The organism is Paraburkholderia sp. Ac-20342 (genome assembly GCF_017104985.1).
In the GTDB taxonomy this organism is placed as follows: Bacteria; Pseudomonadota; Gammaproteobacteria; order Burkholderiales; family Burkholderiaceae; genus Paraburkholderia.
Genome location: NZ_JAAGPQ010000008.1, coordinates 10,930 through 30,506, shown reverse-complemented (window position 1 = coordinate 30,506; position 19,577 = coordinate 10,930). Strand labels below are relative to the sequence as shown.

Below are 19,577 nucleotides of genomic sequence, written 5' to 3'. Positions count from 1 at the left end.
ACTGTCAGGTTCAGCGGGCGGCGGATCGAGTATGGCGAGCGGAGGACGCGGCAGAAAGAACGGAGGGAGGATCGGGGGAAAGTCTCAGGCGGCGACGTTGCTACACTAGCGACCAAAACAACCGAGGGCAACCGTGGTGGCGGACGGACATATATTCCAGATCACGCAGGCTGCCGCACTGATGTGCGAACACCTGCCCATGCCAAACAGCTTCGACTTCATCTCTACACTGCACGACTGGCAAGATCTTGCTGGTGCAATCATCGGCGCGCTGATGGGCGTCGTCGGCGCGCTGATTGTGGCGACACGCGGTACGCGAAGAGAGCGCAGGAGCGCTGCGAGCACCGTGTTTCCCGAGATCTACAGCCTTCGAGCTCAGAACGACCAGATCGTTGCGGCCGTGAATGCAAGCCACCTGACAAAGGCACGTAAGAAGCGCCTTGTCTGCGACATGCTGATCAGGGCGCGCCCGACGATAAACGCACTTCACAGCGCGGTCGTTACGCAGCTATACGACATTGATACGAGGCTCTTTCTTCATATAATCAATGCTCATCGAACGCATGAAGAGTTTGAGCCAAGACTTGAACAATATCGGGAGGCGCGCAACGAAGCGCGCGCGCCGCATCCATCACCCGAGGATGTTTCCGCGTCGGAGCTAAAACTGGACATCTGCGCTTCACAGGCAACGTGGGCGTGGGGTCGCTGCGTGGAACACGCGATACTTGCAAACTACTACCTCGACCGGTTCGTCTTTAGTTCGTGGCCAAACTGGATTCTCTGCTTACGCATGCGCTTCTTTCCGAACGACTTGGACCGGCGCTCGGAATACATCTTGGATCGGGGCGAACTCCTCAGCGAAGCGAAAGAGACCACGAAGCCTGCGCTTGATGAGCAAACGCCAATCTAGGTATAGACTTCGCCTGCGTCAGGTGTACAAGTCGGACCTGATCTGATAGACACAGTCAGATCAGGTCGCAAAAGGTTTCACCATTTTCGAGGCAAACGGCGGCAAGCGACCCTTCTCTGCTGCTTGTCCGGCGGTTGTGCAAATGGCGACTTTCGGTTGCACAGCGGTCGTCCGATCAAGCGTGATATTCGTACGATGCCTTGAAAAGAGGCGTAGGGGTCGTATGTACTTGACCTGTAGGCGAGCCGCGTGTGCATCCTTGGTTCATCCGCACAACCCACCCTATTCCCATCAACGGACTTGTTCGCAGGGCGTGGCGATACGCAAGCTTCCGACGATGTTCCGCGTCAGGGCCGGCTGCAACGCCGAAGTGATATATTTCGAGCGTGCTGCTCCGGCAAGTTGGTGGAACGTTCGAGTATCTAGTCCGTGACGAACAGACGCAGAGACGATTTCTCAAAGACGACGGCGCTGCAGATCGCGAAGCGCGCGGGCTGGCTTTGCTCCTTTCCAACTTGCCGTACGCCAACGGTAGGAGCAACCGCGGATGGGACGGGCGAGATCAACATCGGTACAGCGGCACACATCTGTGCCGCCGCTCCCGGCGGTCCGCGTTACGACGCTTCGATGTCCGCGGACGAACGCAGTTCTGCGAACAATGGCATTTGGCTGTGTCGCGATCACGGCAAGGCCGTTGACTCCGATGTAAGGGAATTTACCGCCGAACGTTTGCGCGAGTGGAAGAAACTGGCAGAAGAAGACTCGTGGCGACGCGTGCTGCGGAACGAAGCGCTGCCAGTGCTGGCGTCTCCGCCGCAAGACGACTCGCATACTCGACTCCGCCGTGCCGCCGAGGCTGATCTTGCGACATTTCGGAGAACGGCAAAGTGGCCGCGCACATCCGTTGCGCTGACGGTAAAGGTAGACGGCTACGACACATCCGCGATGACGACCGCGCTCGCCAGCGCCGTTAGGACGTTCGACGACCTGATCCTCGTCGCGTCGCCCGGAATGGGCAAAACAACGACTTTGTTTCAGATTGCCGATGGCGTTTTGGCCAGCGACAGCGGCATACCCGTAGTCATTCCTCTAGGCGATTGGGCGACTGAGAACATCGCGATACTGGACTCGATCCTGAAACGCCCGGCGTTTCGCGATATTTCAGAAGTCGATTTCCGTGTCGCTGCGGCCGTACCCGGTGTCGTGCTGTTGCTCGATGGCTGGAACGAGCTGGACGCAGTCGCGCGCGAGCGTGCGCGAGTTCAGGTGGAAGCACTTAAAGCGGCATTGCCCCAACTTGGCCTCGTCGTTTCGACACGCAAGCAAGTCCTCGATGTTCCGTTTCCCGGAAAACTCGTCGAGCTGCTGTCGCTAAACGACGAGCAGCAAATGGAAATCGCCAAGGCGATGCGCGGCGATGCGGGCGCGAAGATTGTCGATCAAGCTTGGCGTACGGCGGGCGTGCGCGAGCTGGTCTCAATTCCGCTCTATCTCATCGCCGTGCTCTCTCTACCAGACGGCGCGCCGTTTCCTACAACCAAGGAAGAAGTCTTGCGACGGTTTGTGGCGGCTCACGAGAAAGACGCGCGCCGCGCTGAGGCGTTGCGAGCTGTGGCGAGGGGCTTCCAGCAGGACTTTCTGGACAGTTTGGCCGTCTTCGCCACGCAAACAGCGAACACGGCCATCACAGATTACAGCGCGCGGCGCTCGCTTTCCGAAACGGCAACACTGCTCGTCGCGAACGGGCAAATCGCGGCCAAGCCCGAACCCGACGCCGTCCTTGAAGTCCTGGTCGACAACCACGTGCTCATGCGCGCGGGCGATACGCCCGGTGTGTCGTTCCAGCACCAGCAGTTTCAGGAATGGTACGCCTCTCACTGGGTGGAGCGGCAGATCATGGCGAACGTTTTAGTCATGGCGGGGCTCGAAACTCTGAAAGCGGAAATCTTCAATTTCCCCGTATGGGAAGAAGCGATTCTCTTCGCCGTCGAACGCATGGCGCGCGGCGAAGTGCCCGAAAAGGCTGCTTGCGGAGCGGCCATTCTTGCCGCTTTCGAGGTCGATCCGCTCCTTGCGGCCGAGATGATATATCGAGCGACGGACGACGTCTGGGCTTCCATCGCCTCGACCATCCAAGAGCGAGTCGAACACTGGCACGCGCCGGGAAAATGCGACCGCGCGTTGCGCTTCATGATGAACTCGGGGCGCCCCGAATTCCTCGATCGCGTCTGGCCACTCATTACGCATGAAAACGATCAGGTAAGTCTCAAGGCGCTGCGCAATTGCAGGCGATTCCGTCCTCCCTTGCTTGGGCCGGACGCGGTGAAGCGCATCAAGATTTTACCGCCACAGCCACGGTTGGTCCTCTTGTCTGAAATGGCGTCGCACAGCGAGATGGATGGCCTCGATCTCGCGATTGCGATCGCGAAAGATGATCCAGACCCTGAAGTGCAGGCTTCAGTGGCCGAAGCACTGGCGTTTCGTCGCGCTGATCACCACCTTGCCGTACTGCTGAAAGAGGCGAAAGAATCGACCTTCGACTTACTGGTTCGAAAAGACCTCATTGATGAGGTAAGCGACGAGCGCGTAAGGCAAGGGATTGCAGCTGCTCATGAGAGGCAGGCCAAGGAATGCGAGTCAGCTTACGATCGACTGCGCACGATCGTTTTTGCCGGCGACGGTCAGGACAGGAGCGCAGACCTCGTAGCCATCATCAGCGAGATGGCAGTCGAGAACAGCCAGGATGCGGTAGTGCATCTCGTCTATGAAGCGCGCAATCGGTATCCCCGTGCCGTGGCTGAAGGTCTGCTGGCCCGCGTGCGGACAGGCCGCACGTTGTTCTATGGCGCAGACGACATTCTCACTTCGGCGGGGTACAGCTTCGAGGACGACACGCTGCTGCAGCTCGCGCTAGCGGAAGGCCCGGTTCGCGACGACCGTGCGGAAGCGGCCGCATCTGTCCTCGGTCCACAGGCTACAGGCCGCCTGGTTGACGCACTATTGGATGTCGCGACGCGGTTACGCCACTCAGACGGCACGTACAACAAAAGGGCGGCCGACCGTTATAACCAAATTCAAGCCCGCATTGCCCACGTGCCGGGTGCGAGCCTCGTCGCCGCAGTGCAAGCTCGTTCAGCGCAGGCAAACAGCGAGCAGATGGCACGGTTGGCTGAGCGGCTGTCACGTCATTCCAATGGTGAAACCGATAGCTCCAGGCCCTTCAATGCGGAAGGACTCGTAGCGATCCGCACGCTTATTGCAGACTGGGGCGACCGTATGTTGGTCTCTGGCATCGCAGAACGATGGCAATTGGCGGCGATCGCAACGCTCGCCAGCCACGCTCCGGACCCGAGCCTGCTGCCGCTGCTGAAGCAGCTGCTGGATGAAAATCTTCGACGCTACCGCGCCTTCAGAGAAGAGGCCGAAGCCGCAGGCTGGCGACAGGGCAATGCTGTCAATGAGGCACGCCAGCCGATGACGCACGAGTATCAGCGCGCGTTTCTCGCGATCACCGCGCCGGAGACCGCCGCGCTCATGCGCGAATATCTCGCCGATCCGCACTTCGGAGAGCTCGCGGCTAGGGTTCTTGCCTCGCAATGGGAAACCGCAAACGAACCACCACGCGACAAGGGGTTCTTCGGCAGCGTGGATTTCAGCTGTGTGAAGGAAAAGCGCGCGGCACGTACCACCGACCCCACCGAGACGTCGGTGGAATCGGAAGCTATTTTCACTGCGATTGGGCCGTTGATCGCGGACGGCGCAACCGACGAGCAGAAGAAACTTGCGGTTTCACTCGGCATCGTCGCAGCGCGCCTGCCACACGGCCAGCGCAAAACAACGATCGAAACGCTTCTCGCCCTGTCTTCCCGGCGAGAACGCTCCAAACTGCTCCTGAGCCTCATCTTGTCGGGCGAGGAGATCGACAGCAAGCTTGTCGTTAGCGGCATCGCAGAAACATTCGAGGCCGCGAAGAAGGAACCGTGGATACTCACGCAAAGCGACGGCTACGAGCTGCGCGAATGGCTGCGGTTATTGCCATTCACGAATCGCCCAGCAGACACGCTTGAGGTCGTACGTGAAATGCCTGCGACCCTGCGCCATCCCGGATTCTTTGAAGAAATGATTGGCTGTCTCGCCGAAACCCCCTCAGAGGAGGGGGAGGAAATCTTGTTCAAGCTCGCCGCGGACGACCCGCGCTTTTATCAAAATTATCGATGGCGCGAAACTGCCCTGAAGTTCGGCACCACATCTTCCGCACTCCGCCTCATCGACTTGACGGCGAATGGCACTCTTCACGGCAAGTCGTTTGACCATTGGCGCCAGGCGAGGGAACTCGCCGCGTTGATTGCCAAATTCCCTGAAGTCCGCAGGCACGTATACGGACTATTGAAAGACGAGGCAATGTCGCAGGCGCTTGTGCTGCTGGCGCGGGCAGTCGCGGAAAGTCCCGATGTTGAGGGAATTCTGCTCCTGACCGACATTGAGAACAAACAGAACCAGTCCTTGTTAGGGTGGCGCTCGATAGAGAACGCCGTCACCGAACACGTTCCCGTTGAGAATTGGAGCGGCGCTTACAACGTCGTCTCTGTTCCTGTCCCCGAACTTAGAAAGAAACTGCTTGCAGAGACGAGGGACGGCGGCCCAACGGATGCTGCCGCGCGCTGCCTGAACACCATCGACACAATAAGGGACGAGCGTGGCATGCCTATGTCCGAGCCACGCCATCCCGATCTTGCGTCCGGTAAGCCTTGGCCTATCATGGCACCGGACCCGAGCGCGACCGCTGAAGGCTAGCCTCCATATAACCGTCGCTCCGGCAGGCGGGTAAGCGGTAGATGTGCCGGACTGCGTTTCGCCCAGGTGCTGAAACACGAGAGGCAGAGCTTGGCCCAGGCAGAACGGTGCGTTTCACGGGCTATTGGCATTGCAGCACGCGCACGGCGCCGAATCCCGGCGCAAGCCTATCCTGCCATCCCTCGTTTCAATGTCGTTTTTAATGCCATCGTCTAAACGCTTTCGGCGCGGTCGACTGGAAATTTCCGTGAGGTAGCCGGAGGTGTCGGCTGGATACGCCTCACGAGTCCGCTGGTCTTCTGTTGCGTGACCGCGTACTTCACCTCGTGAGTCCGGGACGTCGATTGATCGAATCCGCATACCGGGCAGATCGCTTTCTGCTTAGTGGTTTGGTATATCGCCGATAGCTGACTGCCAAATGTTCACGAGGGCTGCGGCCGGAGTCGGCAGGCGCGCGCTCTGAATCGGTGAAATCGATCCTGCTTCGGCTGTTCGTTGATTATCTGAAGTCTGCACGGTCATTCCCGAGAGTATGCAAGCGGGCTATCGGGCGTTCGTGGGGTGACGGGTATCGTCTGCGAGCCCATCGTGTCGCTGTCGGCGCGCAGTCACATCGTGTGCGTCCTGATGTCCGGAACGATTCAGCCTGCTGGTAAGCGTGGCAGCAGCGACGTCTTGACGGGGGATCGTGATTGTCAGGAGGGGCTGCGGAGCTGATCGGCGACGGCCCACGGTGTGAGTTCGTCAATGCGATTGATCGCATGATCGGCGATGCGTGCGAGCACTAAGCGCAGATACGCCTCAGGATCGATGCCATTTAGTTTTGCGGTGCCCACCAGGCTGTAGATGGCGGCGGCACGTTCGCCGCCAGAGTCTGCTCCAGCGAACAGATAGTTGCGTCGACCGATGGCCACCCCGCGTAGCGCGCGCTCGACTGGCAGGTTATCGATTTCGAGCTGGCCATCATCGCGGTAGCGTGTGAGCGCTTCCCACCGGTTCAACGCATACAAGATCGCCTGACTCGTGTCAGATTTGCGCGAGAGTGTTTCGAGCGTCGTTGTGAGCCACGCATGGAATCGGTCAAGTAACGGCCGCGCGTGTTCCTGGCGATACGCGTGGCGCTGGTCGGGCGGTTGGCCCCTGATCGTTTCCTCAATCCGGTATAGCGCGCCGATATGCTCGAGCGCTTCGGTGTTCAACGCATTGGGGCGCGCTGCGTGCAATTCATAGAACTGGCGTCGGGCGTGCGCCCAGCAAGCCGCCTCCGTAACGCGTCCGGTTTCGTAGATGGCCTGATAGCCACCGTATGCATCGGCTTGCAGCGTACCGTTGAACGACCCGAGGTGCTGCTGCGGATGGATACCCTTGCGATCTGGCGTATAGGCGAACCACACCGCCGGTGGTGTGATGTCGGCTGACGCACGATCATCGCGCACGTACACCCACAAGCGACCCGTCTTCGTCTTGCCGTTGCCCGGAGCAAGCACTGGAACCGGCGTGTCGTCGGCGTGCAGTTTCGTCGCCGACATCACGTGACGACGCAGTGTTTCAACGAGCGGTTGCAGCAGCGTCGCTGCGTGACCGACCCACTTCGCAAGCAGCGAGCGATCAAGCTCGACGCCTTCTCGCGCGTACATGACTGACTGCCGGTAAAGCGGTATGTGGTCTGCGAACTTCGAGACCAGCACGTGCGCCAGCAGCCCTGGACCAGCGAGACCGCGTCCGATGGGGCGGCTCGGTGCAGGCGCCTGAGAGATGTGGTCGCAACACACGCAGGCAAACTTCGGGCGCACATGACGGATGACCCGGAAGCTGGCGGGTACGTACTCAAGTTGTTCGGCGACGTCTTCGCCCAGCGACTTCATAAGGCCACCGCACTGCGTGCACTTCCCGGCGGACTCGGGCAAGTGCGTCTGGATCGTTCGCGGCAGATGATCGGGCAGTGGCTTGCGCGGTGCGTGTTCCACAGCCGTGCGCGGCGTCTTCGGGATTTCGACCGGTGCCGCGCCTTCGTCGGCCTCAAGCTCTTCGAGACGCAGCTCGAGTTGCTCGATCTGACGGTCCAGCTTCTCCGACTTGCGACCGAACTGCATACGGCGCAGCTTGGCAATGAGCAGCTTCAGGTGTTCAACTTCGGCTGCGCGCGAAGCCAACGCGGCTTGTTGCGAGTCGACCGTTTCCTGCAGTTTGAGCACCTGAGCGTCGCGCTCGCGAAGCGCCGCTTCCCGGCTGAGCAGCATGGCCTTCAGCGTTTCGACATCGTCGGGAAGTGGGTTCGCGCGCGTCATGCAGGCAGTTTACGCGCCGGCAACGACGTTTACAACGCTGAGGTCGGTCGTGCCGTTCTCGTCGGTTGCCGCCAGTCGATGCCTTCCAGCAGCATTGATAGTTGCGCAGGGCTCAGGCAAATAGCGCCACTGTCGGCTTGAGGCCATACGAAGCGCCCCTTCTCGAGTCGCTTCATCAGCAGGCACATGCCATCGCCACTCCACCACAGCACCTTGAGCAGGTCGCCGCGCTTGCCACGAAACACGAAGACGTGCCCGCAGAACGGATCTCGCTCAAGCACGGTCTGCACCTTGGCCGCGAGACTGTTGAACCCGGCCCGCATATCAGTTACACCGGCAGCCAGCCAGACGCGCGTTCCTGATGGGAGGCCAATCACGACGACGACCGCAACGTTGCCAGTACCGTCCGAAGCGCGCTCAGGTCAGGTGGTCCATCAAAGCGGACTCGCACGGCGCCGCACTCGACGACGATACTCGACGGCAATTGTGCTGGCACCGGCAAATGCACAGGAATGAACGTCTCAGTGCGCTGAGCCTGCGTAATCGATTGAGCGCGCTCATGAGCACGACGCCAGCGCGCAATCATGTTGGCATTCAAACCGTGCTCCTGTGCTACGTCCGCGATCGAACGGGCCGGATCGTTTGATTGCGCTACGACCATCGCCCGGAATGCCTTCGAGTAGTTCTTGGATCCCAGTCGTCGGCCTACCGCCTTCGTTTCCATCGTTCTAGTTCCCACTTGATTTGGTGGGAACTAGGTTGCCGATTGAGCGCACCTATGAACAGACGGTGGTGAAGCAACGCTTACGCCTGCTGGCTGTGATCGCTCTGTACTTGCGCCGTTATGAAGTCTGCCCGGTACCCTTTCGACGCGTTTTATGGACATCGATCCGGGTCCGTTGCTCGTGTCCGACACATCCAAAATATTTCCTTTATTCCGACGCAATCCGGTTAATTCCATGATGTTCCGATAGCAAAATTTCGGTCGAAAACAGGTATTGACGGCCCTTTCCCAAGTGAACAAGATGGGGAGAAGAAAGCACGACGGAGCGAGCCATGCCGGTTGCGAAAAGCTACACTCGGGCGCAATGGGATGAGCTTGTCCATTCTCTCGAATCACTGCCGATCAAGCCAGAGGCGGAGCAGCGTCTCTCGATTACCGACGCGATGAAAGAGATGCGCGTGGTTATCAGCGCGGTGAGAGAGAAGGGATATACGCTGGAGGAAATCGTCGAGCATGCGAAGGAAAAGGGTGTCGATTTTAGTGTCGGCTCCATCAAATACGCACTATACCCGTCGAAGAAAAGCCGGCCGGCTCGACAGACGGTAAAGGAGTCCGCACGAGACAGTGCCGCACCATCGCCTCGCTCGAAGAAGGCAAGCAAGGGCGACGTACCGCGCGTGGAGATAGTCCGGGAGAATCAAAAGCAGGATGGGGGAAAGGTGGTCAACAAGCCGGCAACCATGGTGATGCGTGACGCGTACTCATTCGAGATTACGCCCGACACCGAGAACCTTTAGAGGATTCAAATGGATACGACGACTTACCCCATCTATCTCGTTGGTGGCAGCAAGGGCGGCGTGGGCAAGAGCTTTGTTGCGCTCGCCCTGGCCGATTATTTGCTGCGGCGAGATATCCATGCGGCGCTGGTGGAAACCGATACCTCAAATCCAGACGTGATGAAAGCAGTTCAGGACGAGATGCATTGCATCGCATATAACCTGGACGATGCAAACGGCTGGATCGGACTCGTCAATTACTGCGACGAGCACCGGGATGCAGCAATCGTTGTGAACACGGCGGCGCGGAGCCAGACGGGTGTCGAGCAGTTCGGCGCGACACTGGCCGGTGCGCTTGGCGAGCTTCGGCGTCAGCTTGTGGTTCTGTGGGTGATCAACCGGCAACGCGACAGCCTTGAACTGCTGAACGCTTTCAACCGGACGTTTCCAGACGCGGTGATGAATGTCGTGCGCAACGGCTATTTCGGCCCAGCAGAAAAATTCACCCTGTATCAGGGGTCGCAGCTTCGCCGTTCTGTCGAATTGCACGGCCATTCGCTGGATTTTCCCGATCTCGCGGATCGCGTCGCCGACGAGCTTCGCAGTCAGCGTATGTCGATCCGCAAGGCAGCAGAGACGATGCATATCGGTGAACGGGTCGAACTGTTGCGCTGGCGTTCGTTGTGCGATGCCATGTTTGCCAAGGTAACGGCCAATGCGTAACCGGCGGGCGAAGTCGCCTGATGCGCTCGCCCGTCTGTTTCTCGATGTCACGGGCGAGATGCCCGACGATACGAGTCTGCTGCGCATGCGCCGGATGTCCGGGGCGCTGAACCTGCGCGACAACGATGCGCTCTGGTCGATGATCGCCGTGCTCGAATACTACGCGCGGCTTTACGAGGCGATGCCGGATCGCATCCGCAGGGCCGGAGACGGCGGTTTCGATGCCGTGCGCCGGGAGGCAGGGGAGGTGACCGATGCCTTGATGCGCCAGCATCGCGACGCGCTTGCGCGCTGCAAGGCCACGATCCAGTTGGCTGAGAGCATGATCCGGGAACACGAAGCGAGGTATCAGGCAGCACTGGCAGAACTCAACACGGCATCGATGACTTCGCTCGCTGAACGGATGGCGAACCAGGTTGCGCGCGTTGCCGGGAACAGGCTTGTCGGTGCGGCAGCGGTGGCGGCACGGGAACAGCGGGAGCGGCTGAATGAGGTCGCGAGGCTGTTTGAGCGGACGATGGAGTCTGCTGCCAGACAGGCGCAGGAGAATATTGATGCATCTGGGCAGCGCCTGACACGCAGACTAGGTTATCTGTTGTCCGTCGTGATCGGTCTGTTCGCCGTGATGGTTGCCGTTGCGTTCTGGGTAGGGGAACACGCACGGTAAAGTGCGCTTCCTGCCTGTGCCAGAGCACAGGCAGGAAGTGGTCAATCACGCGGTGCGCTGCGTGGTTTCCGTATTTGCCATATTTGCTGCGGTCGGATAAGGCCATGCTGTACGGCTTTCGTCGGCCGATTCCGCATCAGGCTGTGCCTCTGCTTCCTCGGCGCCGGCTTCGTCCTCGTCCGCGTCATCGTCCGGCGTGCTGTGTACGCCGAGCGCACGGACAGGCGGCACTTCCCGATCAGTGAGGATTTCCGGGAGCCAGTCGGACTTCGCCAGCCGCATTTCGGCAGTGGCTGAGGCGTCGCCCTTCTTCATCTTGCTGAGGTCGAGGGCGACCTTGGGCGACACCGCTTGCATGGCTACGTCCACGATACGCGATTTGCTGACGTGATCGAAATACGTCGCGCGGGTCGGCGTCCAGTACCGGGCCATGTCGAGGTGCAGCGCATTGCTCAGGGCGTTGATCGCGTGCGGTCCTTCCGTGCCGGTGACCCCGTCGAGCAGGGTGCCGGTGCAGAACGCCAGCAGATCGAGCAGCGTTGTACCGGCGTCCTGTCCGGTCAGCCACGGCAGCAGGGCAGCCAGATTGCGGGGAAGGGCGGCGAGCCATTGCTGGCGCTGTGCGTCGATGACGTCCCATGCGGTACTGGCGGACAGGTCATCGGCGGCTTTCAGCAGTGCATCGTGGTTGCTGGTGGCGTTAAGCTCCAGATAGTCGCGGCTTGGCCCGACACCGTACCGCTCGGGGAAGGCGACCGGCACGAGCCGGAACAGCAGCGCTGCGAGCGCGACGGACGGCTGCGCGATCAGTTCCGCGTGGAGGGCTGCGGTGCGGTGGGCGGTCAGACGCTGGCAGAGCTTCGCGCTGTGTACCGGCTCCGGTTTCCGGTTGGCCTCGTTGAGCGTGGCGACAGCCTGTCCCACGGTAGTTACCGCCGTATCGTGCGTGGCATTCCCGTCGCGGCGAATCAACCCGCGCTCGATGGTCAGGTTGCCCTGCGGGTCGAGGATGATGAACGCACCTGCTTCGGCCATCTGCTCTGCATCCCACGTCAGCGTGCGCGTTTCGATTGCCCGAATCGCAGCGGTAACGCTGTTCAGTTCGGCCTCGATCCGTTCGCCTTCTTCATAGGCGTTCTCGTCGTCCTCTGCAAGGGCATCGTATTGTTCCGCGAGTTCGTCCTGCCGCGCCGTCAGTGCGTAGATCTCGCGCTGCTCGTCCCCGGTATACGGACGGTTGAGCGGATCGAGCCTGTGGTAGCGGTTCAGTTCGATGACGTCACGCTCCACGCGTGTCTCGGTCCAGTTCCAACCCTCGGCGCGGACTTCCCCGGCCACGGCTTCGAGTTTTTCGCCCGCAAGACGCTGCAGCAGTTCCGTGTCGGCAATGAATCCGGCGTTCTCGTCGTCGCTGAACAGATCGCGGCGTACATAGCCGCCCGCTGCCTCATAGGCGGAGAGACCGACGAAGCGCACGAGGCGGCTGCGGCTTGCGTCGATTTCGGCGCGTGTGATTGCTTGCCGCAGGTAGTTCGGCTGACGTTGCCACTCGTTCGCTTCCGACCAGATCAGTTCCTGCATTTCGTGATCGTCAGAAAGGGCGAGCGCGGCCAACTGGTCGAGCGTGATGCTGTCCTCGCGCAACAGGCCGAGCAACTTGGGCGATACGTTGGCGAGCTTCATGCGCCGCTTGACGGTGAGCGGCGACGCGGAGAACAGCGCGGCGATATAGTCGACGCTGCGGCCTTCCTCGGCCAGCATCCGGTACGAGCGCAGCACGTCGAACGGATCGAGTCCTTCGCGCTCGCTGTTTTCGATCAGAGAAATCGCGAGGGCTTCGCCTTCGCTGACGATTCGTACCGGCACCGGATAGTCGGCGGCGATATGCTTCTGCTCGTACAGCAGGTCGAGTGCGGCTTCGCGGCGCTGACCCGCGCAGACACCATATCGGCGTTGCTTGCCCCGCGTTCCCTTCATTTCGTGGACGACAAGGTTTTGCAGCAGACCCTTTGCGCGGATGTTGGCGGCGAGGCCGGGAATCCCCGACAGGGGCTTCGTGCGCGCATTCAGCGGCGAGCGGCGCAGGCTGGAATACGGAACGGTGACGATGGGCTGCTCGTTGCCGAAGTGGGTCTCGAGCATGGTAGTCGTTTCGGCGATGTCTGCCGTGATGGTTTCGACTTGGGCGTGCATGATTGACTCCAGAAAGATGGAAGGTTCCGGGTCGGGGTTGCTACCGTATTCCGTCAGGACATGACCCGGACAGCGTTCCTGACGGAATGAGGTGGCAGGGCGGCGAATAGCGCCGCCCCCGGAGCGCTTACGCCTTCATCTGACGCATAGCGTCAGCGAGCATCCACAGCGAGCGGTTGAGCTTCACGTTCTGGTCGATGCTTGTTATGGGGCGTGTGGATACAGCACGTCCGTTACTTGAGCGTCCGCGCAGGCCGCCCTTGGTCATGTTTTCCTGTACGCGGTTGAAGACCGTCCAGAGGTCGTCGCGGCGATCCTCGAAGCGGCGCGGAGCCAGTAGCTGGCTTTCGGTGACCGGTGCCGGTGCCTCGGCGTTGGTCGGGTCGTAGCGCAGCGCGAGCGCGCAGCGTGCGAACGCCTGCTGTTCGTCGCGGTTTAGTTCGACGGCGCGCATGCCGTCCTTCTGCTCGCGGATCAGGTCGAAGCCGTCGAGCGCGTCGAATGCGCCGTTGATGACGTTCTGGACGATGTTGCCCTTGTGCGGCACGCGGATGTCCCGGATGTTGTCGCCGGCCACCATGCCGTTCTGGCAGACGAAGCGCAGCACGCCCGCGAGCATCTGGTAACTGCTTGTGCCGTCGTGCGAGTTCAGCAGCACGATTTCGTTGGCTTCGTCGCCGATGATCTGGTCGGCGTGGCGAAGCCGCAGCATGTGTTTCGTGTACTCGCGCTTGCCTTCGTCGCGCACGCGCGTCTGGCAGACCATGAACGGCTGGAAACCTTCATTACGCAGGCCGCGCAGCACGTCGATGGTCGGAATGTAGGTGTAGCGTTCCGAGCGGCTTTCGTGCTTGCTGTCCGCGAAGATGGACGGGGCAACACGATGGATCTGGTCGTCCGACAGGGGTGAGTCGGCGCGGAGTATCGGGGAGCCGTAACGGAAAGAGGAAGCGAGTTGCATGACAATCTCCACAGCAAGAGGGTTGAATGACGGGCTGTGAGATGGTCTTGCCACTTGCGTGCGAAACCTTCCCGGTGGAACTCGGGGTTGGCCTCTGCTTTTGCCTGGCACCCGGTTTCCTGCCCGTGCGACTCAAGGAGTCGAAGGCGGGGCGGTGTCAAGGAAAAAGGCGAGGGATGGTGCGGGCAACACGGTCCCTCGCCCCTTGATGCCGCCCCGCCTTCGACTACGGTCGCGGGACAGGGCAGGAAACCGGGTGCCGGGCAGATGCCTAAGCACGAGTCCGACCGGGAGGAACGGCGAAGCCTCGCTTATTCACAGTTTTTGGGGGCAATGCTGTGGATAACTTGATGGACGAAACCGCAAGTAATTGAGTGATATAGGATTTGCCTGCGAGGTTAGTCGCAAGTACGAAATTAATTAGGCTTTGGGCGTCAACGAGGTGAATAGCGTTTTCTCGGGAGCGTGGCGGACGGCTAGAGACCAGGCGCCCCTTATACTGTTAGCGACGTGAAAACAGGGGAGCGGATATGGCGCTTCAGTGGATTGGGTATCTGAAGCAGAGCGGCTGGATGGATCTGCTGAAAGTTGGGGGTATCGCAAGCATCATCAGTTCGGTTATCACGCTGGGCTGGAATGGCGTTCGGGAAGCCAGGACCACCAGGCGCGAAGTGCGGCATGTGGCGTTGACCGTGGCCATTTCGCTGGAGAGCTATTCGCGGGACGCACGTTTGATGATGCATCGGGCAGATTGGGCGAGGCAGGAGGCCTCACGCGAGCAAAGCTATGCTTCGCTCAAAGGCGTTTCCGTTGTCGAATTCACATTTCCGGAGCCGATTGACTGGAAATGGCTGAATCACAAGGTGGCCTCGCAACTCCGGGAGTTTCCGGCCACGCTGCATTCGGTTCGTCAGTCCTTGGCTGCGGAATGGGAGTATGGTGATCCGCTCGATTGGTGCGCTGAGGTGGAATTCGAGTGTGCAAAAGCGGCGAAACGGGCGCTCGAACTTTCACGTTTGACGCGTGCGAAGCACGGCGTTGCGTCGTGGGATCCCGGCGTGACGGATGTTGATTTGGAAAGAGAACTCACGCTGTACATCGCAGAGCAAGGTGAGAAGCGCAAGGCTTGTCAGAAGAAACAGCAGGCAGTGGCGGCCGATATGACTGTCGATGGACCTGACTCTAACGTGCTGTGACTATCCCATGGTTTAACGAGCCAATCTGGTTTCTAACAAACCGGATTGGCTCGGACGATCAGATAAAGTTGCGAACAGCTTGCGAGAGCCAGCACGCTTCTAAGTGTCCTTATGGATCCTGTCTCCGATCCGGTCTAGCTCCTTGGACGATCCAAAAGCGCCAGAGAGAATTGCAACATCGTTTGTCGTTAGACTCTCGATGCTCAACCCTTTCAGCGCAACGTTGCCAACCAGCCGATTTGCCATTGCACTTGCGCCGCCCTTGATCGTTTCCGTTCCGAACTCGTGGAACCGGCCCATCAGGCCACGGGCTAGATCCGAACGTGACTCGCCATCGTGCATCAGCTTCTCAATGGTCTGTTCGCTGTCGAAAATGGCGGCCGAGGTGGCCTCGCTGTTCTGCACGCCCAAGGAACGTGGAATTGCGTCAACAAAAAAACCTTTGCCAAATATCTGAGAGCGTGAGATGGCTTGTCGCCAGAGTCTTGTTCGTTGTTCATCAGCAATTGTGGAATCGACGAGCAAGTCGTTCAGCAACGCACGTCCGCTGTCATCCTGAGCAGAAAGCCATACATTCAAGGCTAGGTCTGCGTCCCCACTGGCCTGAATGGCTCCGCGACGAAGCAGCGCAACGGTAACCGCCCGACGCGCATCATCCGCGATGTGTCGTGACACGATCTGCCATGCCTCGTTCAGTGTCGCTATCTGCTCCGGCTCGCTGGTTTTCAACGTGCTCACAAGCGCATCAATCTGCTCGACCGACAGGCCCGGATATCGACGGACGAACGGTAGCGCAAGTCGCGGCTCGACCTTCCAGAGGGCGCATGCGGTCTCGATGAGACGCGCGCGCTTGTCCTGCCCGACCACACCGCGGTCGAACATATCGGAAACGGAGGCGAGCACATCGTCTTTCACGGTGGCCGCCTGGCTGATTGAAGTGGCACAGGCCTCTTCAAACAAGACAGAGGGGTCGTACGGCGCAATCGTCGGGGCCGACGCAGGCCAGCGACCGACCATCTGTCGATGTAGCAACGCGTAGTGACCCGGATGGTTTTTGGCCTGCTGGAAGAGCTGCTGCAGCGAGCTTCCAAGCGTGGAGGGTGTTGCATGGGCAAGCACTGTTGCGATGGGGGGGAAGATCGCTCTAAGATAGCTCTCGTTCGCGCTCCGGTTGGCGAGATTGCTCAAGGCACTGTCTAGGTGCGGCTTGAATGGCGCCTTGTCCCAGCTGGAAGCGGGAAGCCCCGTGACGAAGGTTGAGTAACGGGCTGACATGGCATCGTTAATCGGTTCCTTGTTCAGTATGGTGGTCACTGTGTTCACGGCTGAGGCCTTGAGGCTGTCATCTTCTCCGGGCAGAAGCTCCGTCAGCATCTCAAGACACGGCAGCGGGAGGTCCGAAATAACCCGCGGTGCCCAGGTGGTCAACACTGCCGTGGCCTTGGTCTTGTTCACCCGACGCAGTTGAGAGACGACGTCGCACGCGAACCGGGCGTGAGCATCGTTGCGACTCCACGCTGTTGCAAGCTCAACCAGACTCTGCAGCGCGCTATCGTCGAGCGACTCAATCCGCGCGACAACCAGCTTCATCAACTCGGGGAACGCCTCACGAACGTCGACCTCAGAACTGTTGTCTGTGAGGTCGTGCAGCAGGCGGGCAGCGAAGGCGTTGACGAATGACGAGATTTCGACATTCGTGGCGAGCCCCTCGTTTGATACGGCGACCTGCCAGGCGGTTCTTACTGCAATTGGCTGGGTGAGCTCCATAAACCGGCAGACGATCGGCCACGTTGCGCGCCGTGCCTCCTCTCCGAGCGTCATCTGTGCCGAGAACACGCCGCCAGCACGTTGCGTCGCGGCATCGATGTCGAATGTCGCTGGCTCCTCCTTATCTAGCTCACTGGCGAGCGCGTCCACGTAGCGCGTCCCAAGAGAGCTGGCGATGCTACCTGTGTCCACGGAGAGCCAGCCCTCCAGCTCATCAAAACCAAGCTGTCGGGATGCGTTGCGAACACGAACATTTCGGGCCAGCAACCAGTCCAGGAACAGGGCATCTTCCCTCGCTTCCAGACCCTGTTGCGCACGCACACGGATGGCAAGCGCAACAATGATTTTCACCATCCCGACTGCCTCGTCCAGGTTTGGCGTTTGGCCAGAGTCAAGCTTGAGGCCCAGGTCGTCGTCCACCATCGCGTCGCCAACGAGTCGGGAAGTCACGGCGCGTTGGTCGGAGCCTGACGCTTTGGCGAGCAGCCCCTTGATTCGTGCAGGTCCCAGTTGCGCACGCAGGTCCGGACTGTCGTCAAGCGTCCTGCAAAGCTCGTTTAGCACCTGTGTGAGAGGTGGGTCTGGAATCCGCTCGATTACGTCTGCCATCACGCGTGCGCCATTCGTGCGGCGTGCTTCCGTTTCGCCTCTCATATCCTCAAAGAGGTTGTAAAGGTTCTTTGCCTGTTCCAAGCTCAACGGCGAAACATCATGGTGCCTGCCCAGTCCCTCCAGAACTCCATTTGTGTCGCCGGATATGAATGCGTTTCGCAAGGGGGCAATCTTGGGTCCCAGCCGTCGGGAGATGGGGTCTTCGGAAAGCAGTAGCAAGCTTTCCAGTGGCTGGGGCCATCGAACACCTACGAGCCCGGCGAGAAACTGACGTAGTGGCCGGTATTCCGGTCGCAGTTGCGGTTTCTGTTCGGTGGCAGCCTGCTGTCCACCCAACGCGGGCTCGGACAGGTATTTGTCGGTGAGGATTCGCCGGATGGATTCCGGCCGCTCCGACAGACTTTGCCCTCTCACGACAACTTCTGTGAAGTGAAAGAGAAGCTCAGGGTCGTCCTGCAGCTCGCGATAAAAATCTGGAAAGCTCACCTTCAGGGCTGAAAGCGCGCCTAGCGATATGGGATGATCGGTGACGGCCCCTTCGTGCAACCCACCGGCACGATCGCTGCCTACCCCGTCGGCTTCACGCTTCTTTGCCAGCCACCACGACTGCTCGAACGCGTTGACGATCTGCAGCGCATTTCGCGGATCCTGCACGCCCGTGTGAATCATTCGGTCAACAACGGGCGCCAGAGGTACGCCGCGCGCTGCGAGATCGGCCGCAACGCCCCCCATGCTTTCCAGCTTCCGGGTAGCAAAGTCTCGCATGTCGTTACGCGGTGACGGTGGAATCTCCAGGCGAAACTGGAAGATCCGGTCGAGATATCGTCGGGCATCAAAGCGGTTGAACACTGTCGCGGGCAAGTCGGCCGAGCGCCGGCCTTTGGCCAGCGCATCCGCAATCTTCCCTTCGTCGCATGAAATAACGAATACCAGACCCAGTCCGTTCGGAAGGCGACCTTTCGGAATCTCCATGAACGTGCGCACGCCATCCAGGCCGAGCACCATCTCTTCCGCCGACAACCTGTCCAAATCATCAACGAACACAACCAGCCGTTCGCATTTCTTCCCGCTCCGCCCGTCAGGGGACTCGTCTTTTCCGTCCTTGTAGCGGGCAAGCTGTCCAACCAACATGTCCTCGTACTGCTCCGAACTGGTGCTCGGAAGCATCACGCGCGTCATGGCAGATGTTGCCTTCACGTCTGGTGGTTTCACGTGCTTGAACACATACCCAAAGAGAATCGCCACACACAAGGTCAACGTCGCCTTGGTCACGTCGTGACCGGAACCAAAAACCAAGTTGCTGGCAGCGAGAACGATGATGAATGCGACCATGACCGCCAGCACAGCGGGAATCGGCAGCATCCAGGAGCGAAGCGTCTCCCAGAAGTATTTGAGCGTCGGTTTGGGTTGCTCCGTGACGTGGCTGATCTGCCGGAAGAGCCTGTCCTGCAGGTTTTCCTCGTGCCCTCCGAGTTCAAGGAATACGTGGCGCAGGAGCGCCCGCTTGATGTCTTGGTCACGCCCGCCAAAGCGCCATGCATTAAAGGTTATGCACTGGATCTTCTCCGATCGCCTCGCGCCCTGATGCTTTGTGGCATCGTTTCGAAGCTCGGCCATGTACATCTCTTTGATACTGCTCTTACCTGTGCCCCAGCCACCGAGAAGGCCAATGCTGAAAGGGGTCGGGTGATCCTCAGACTCGATCAGACTGCGTAACGCAAGCGCGAAATGACGGTGACCAAACGCGTCGAGTTGCGCGTCCGCGATCTCCCGGTCTAAAACAGACGGCATTTCACTGGCGGTGGGAGCTTCTTTTTTCATGGTCTATTTTTTTAGCGCTGTTTTGACATGAAGATCAATCGAAAACCTGCTCGATTCGATTGTGCCCACTTGATCTCGATCGAAATAAGCGACCCGGTTCATCCGGCAAACGAAAGTCCTCGTTCGAACCTTGTCGCTCCCGAAA

The 19,577-nt window shown here is 59.8% G+C and carries 12 protein-coding genes; 6 read left to right on the top strand and 6 right to left on the bottom strand.

What is annotated here, in order from left to right:
* The first annotated feature begins 133 nt into the window (after window positions 1–133).
* Window positions 134–910: a hypothetical protein gene (locus G3N58_RS04485; RefSeq protein WP_205998563.1), complete on the top strand. Its 777-nt coding sequence runs from the start codon at window positions 134–136 to the stop codon at window positions 908–910.
* A gap of 429 nt (window positions 911–1,339) precedes the next feature.
* Window positions 1,340–5,704: a hypothetical protein gene (locus G3N58_RS04480; RefSeq protein ID WP_205998562.1), complete on the top strand. Its 4,365-nt coding sequence runs from the start codon at window positions 1,340–1,342 to the stop codon at window positions 5,702–5,704.
* Between the two features lie 695 nt (window positions 5,705–6,399).
* Here G3N58_RS04480 and G3N58_RS04475 read toward each other — a convergent pair.
* From G3N58_RS04475 to G3N58_RS04465, 3 genes are read right to left on the bottom strand one after another with little or no spacing between them, the layout of a single operon-like run.
* Entirely contained in the window at window positions 6,400–7,992 is a 1,593-nt protein-coding gene (locus G3N58_RS04475) for an IS66 family transposase (protein WP_205998561.1), read from the bottom strand.
* A 29-nt stretch (window positions 7,993–8,021) separates the two neighbouring features.
* A complete protein-coding gene (gene tnpB, locus G3N58_RS04470) occupies window positions 8,022–8,369 on the bottom strand; it encodes an IS66 family insertion sequence element accessory protein TnpB (protein WP_205998560.1) in 348 nt (115 codons plus the stop codon).
* A complete protein-coding gene (locus tag G3N58_RS04465) occupies window positions 8,366–8,716 on the bottom strand; it encodes a transposase (protein WP_205998559.1) in 351 nt (116 codons plus the stop codon). Before G3N58_RS04465 ends, tnpB begins: the two co-directional genes overlap by 4 nt.
* Before the next feature lie 332 nt (window positions 8,717–9,048).
* On the opposite strand from G3N58_RS04465, the gene G3N58_RS04460 reads away from it, so the two are divergent.
* Genes G3N58_RS04460 through G3N58_RS04450 form a run of 3 tightly spaced genes read left to right on the top strand, consistent with a single transcriptional unit; the run spans window position 9,049 to window position 10,882 of the window.
* The gene (locus G3N58_RS04460) at window positions 9,049–9,513 is read left to right on the top strand and encodes a hypothetical protein (RefSeq protein ID WP_205998558.1); all 465 of its coding nucleotides are present in this window, start codon (window positions 9,049–9,051) and stop codon (window positions 9,511–9,513) included.
* 9 nt (window positions 9,514–9,522) lie between these two features.
* A complete protein-coding gene (locus tag G3N58_RS04455) occupies window positions 9,523–10,215 on the top strand; it encodes a protein mobD (RefSeq protein WP_075296343.1) in 693 nt (230 codons plus the stop codon).
* On the top strand, window positions 10,208–10,882 hold the full coding sequence (locus tag G3N58_RS04450) for a hypothetical protein (RefSeq protein WP_075296345.1): 675 nt from the start codon (window positions 10,208–10,210) through the stop codon (window positions 10,880–10,882). The genes G3N58_RS04455 and G3N58_RS04450 overlap by 8 nt, the downstream gene beginning before the upstream one ends.
* Before the next feature lie 45 nt (window positions 10,883–10,927).
* Here G3N58_RS04450 and G3N58_RS04445 read toward each other — a convergent pair whose 3' ends face one another.
* On the bottom strand, window positions 10,928–13,075 hold the full coding sequence (locus G3N58_RS04445; RefSeq protein WP_205998557.1) for a ParB/RepB/Spo0J family partition protein: 2,148 nt from the start codon (window positions 13,073–13,075) through the stop codon (window positions 10,928–10,930).
* Window positions 13,076–13,202: 127 nt separating this feature from the next.
* A complete protein-coding gene (locus G3N58_RS04440; protein ID WP_205998556.1) occupies window positions 13,203–14,036 on the bottom strand; it encodes a DUF932 domain-containing protein in 834 nt (277 codons plus the stop codon).
* Window positions 14,037–14,566: 530 nt separating this feature from the next.
* Here G3N58_RS04440 and G3N58_RS04435 point away from each other — a divergent pair.
* Window positions 14,567–15,232 (top strand): hypothetical protein, encoded by a 666-nt coding sequence (locus G3N58_RS04435; protein ID WP_205998555.1) that lies wholly within the window; start codon window positions 14,567–14,569, stop codon window positions 15,230–15,232.
* 99 nt (window positions 15,233–15,331) lie between these two features.
* On the opposite strand, the gene G3N58_RS04430 is transcribed toward G3N58_RS04435, so the two are convergent.
* Window positions 15,332–19,432: a P-loop NTPase fold protein gene (locus G3N58_RS04430; RefSeq protein ID WP_241016979.1), complete on the bottom strand. Its 4,101-nt coding sequence runs from the start codon at window positions 19,430–19,432 to the stop codon at window positions 15,332–15,334.
* Window positions 19,433–19,577 lie beyond the last annotated feature (145 nt).

Excerpts from the sequence above, each read along its gene's own strand:
- G3N58_RS04475 (WP_205998561.1), bottom strand. The coding sequence starts at position 7,992 with ATGACGCGCGCGAACCCACTTCCCGACGATGTCGAAACGCTGAAGGCC.
- G3N58_RS04465 (WP_205998559.1), bottom strand. The coding sequence starts at position 8,716 with ATGGAAACGAAGGCGGTAGGCCGACGACTGGGATCCAAGAACTACTCG.
- G3N58_RS04460 (WP_205998558.1), top strand. The coding sequence starts at position 9,049 with ATGCCGGTTGCGAAAAGCTACACTCGGGCGCAATGGGATGAGCTTGTC.
- G3N58_RS04455 (WP_075296343.1), top strand. The coding sequence starts at position 9,523 with ATGGATACGACGACTTACCCCATCTATCTCGTTGGTGGCAGCAAGGGC.
- G3N58_RS04450 (WP_075296345.1), top strand. The coding sequence starts at position 10,208 with ATGCGTAACCGGCGGGCGAAGTCGCCTGATGCGCTCGCCCGTCTGTTT.
- G3N58_RS04445 (WP_205998557.1), bottom strand. The coding sequence starts at position 13,075 with ATGCACGCCCAAGTCGAAACCATCACGGCAGACATCGCCGAAACGACT.
- G3N58_RS04440 (WP_205998556.1), bottom strand. The coding sequence starts at position 14,036 with ATGCAACTCGCTTCCTCTTTCCGTTACGGCTCCCCGATACTCCGCGCC.
- G3N58_RS04435 (WP_205998555.1), top strand. The coding sequence starts at position 14,567 with ATGGCGCTTCAGTGGATTGGGTATCTGAAGCAGAGCGGCTGGATGGAT.
- G3N58_RS04430 (WP_241016979.1), bottom strand. The coding sequence starts at position 19,432 with ATGAAAAAAGAAGCTCCCACCGCCAGTGAAATGCCGTCTGTTTTAGAC.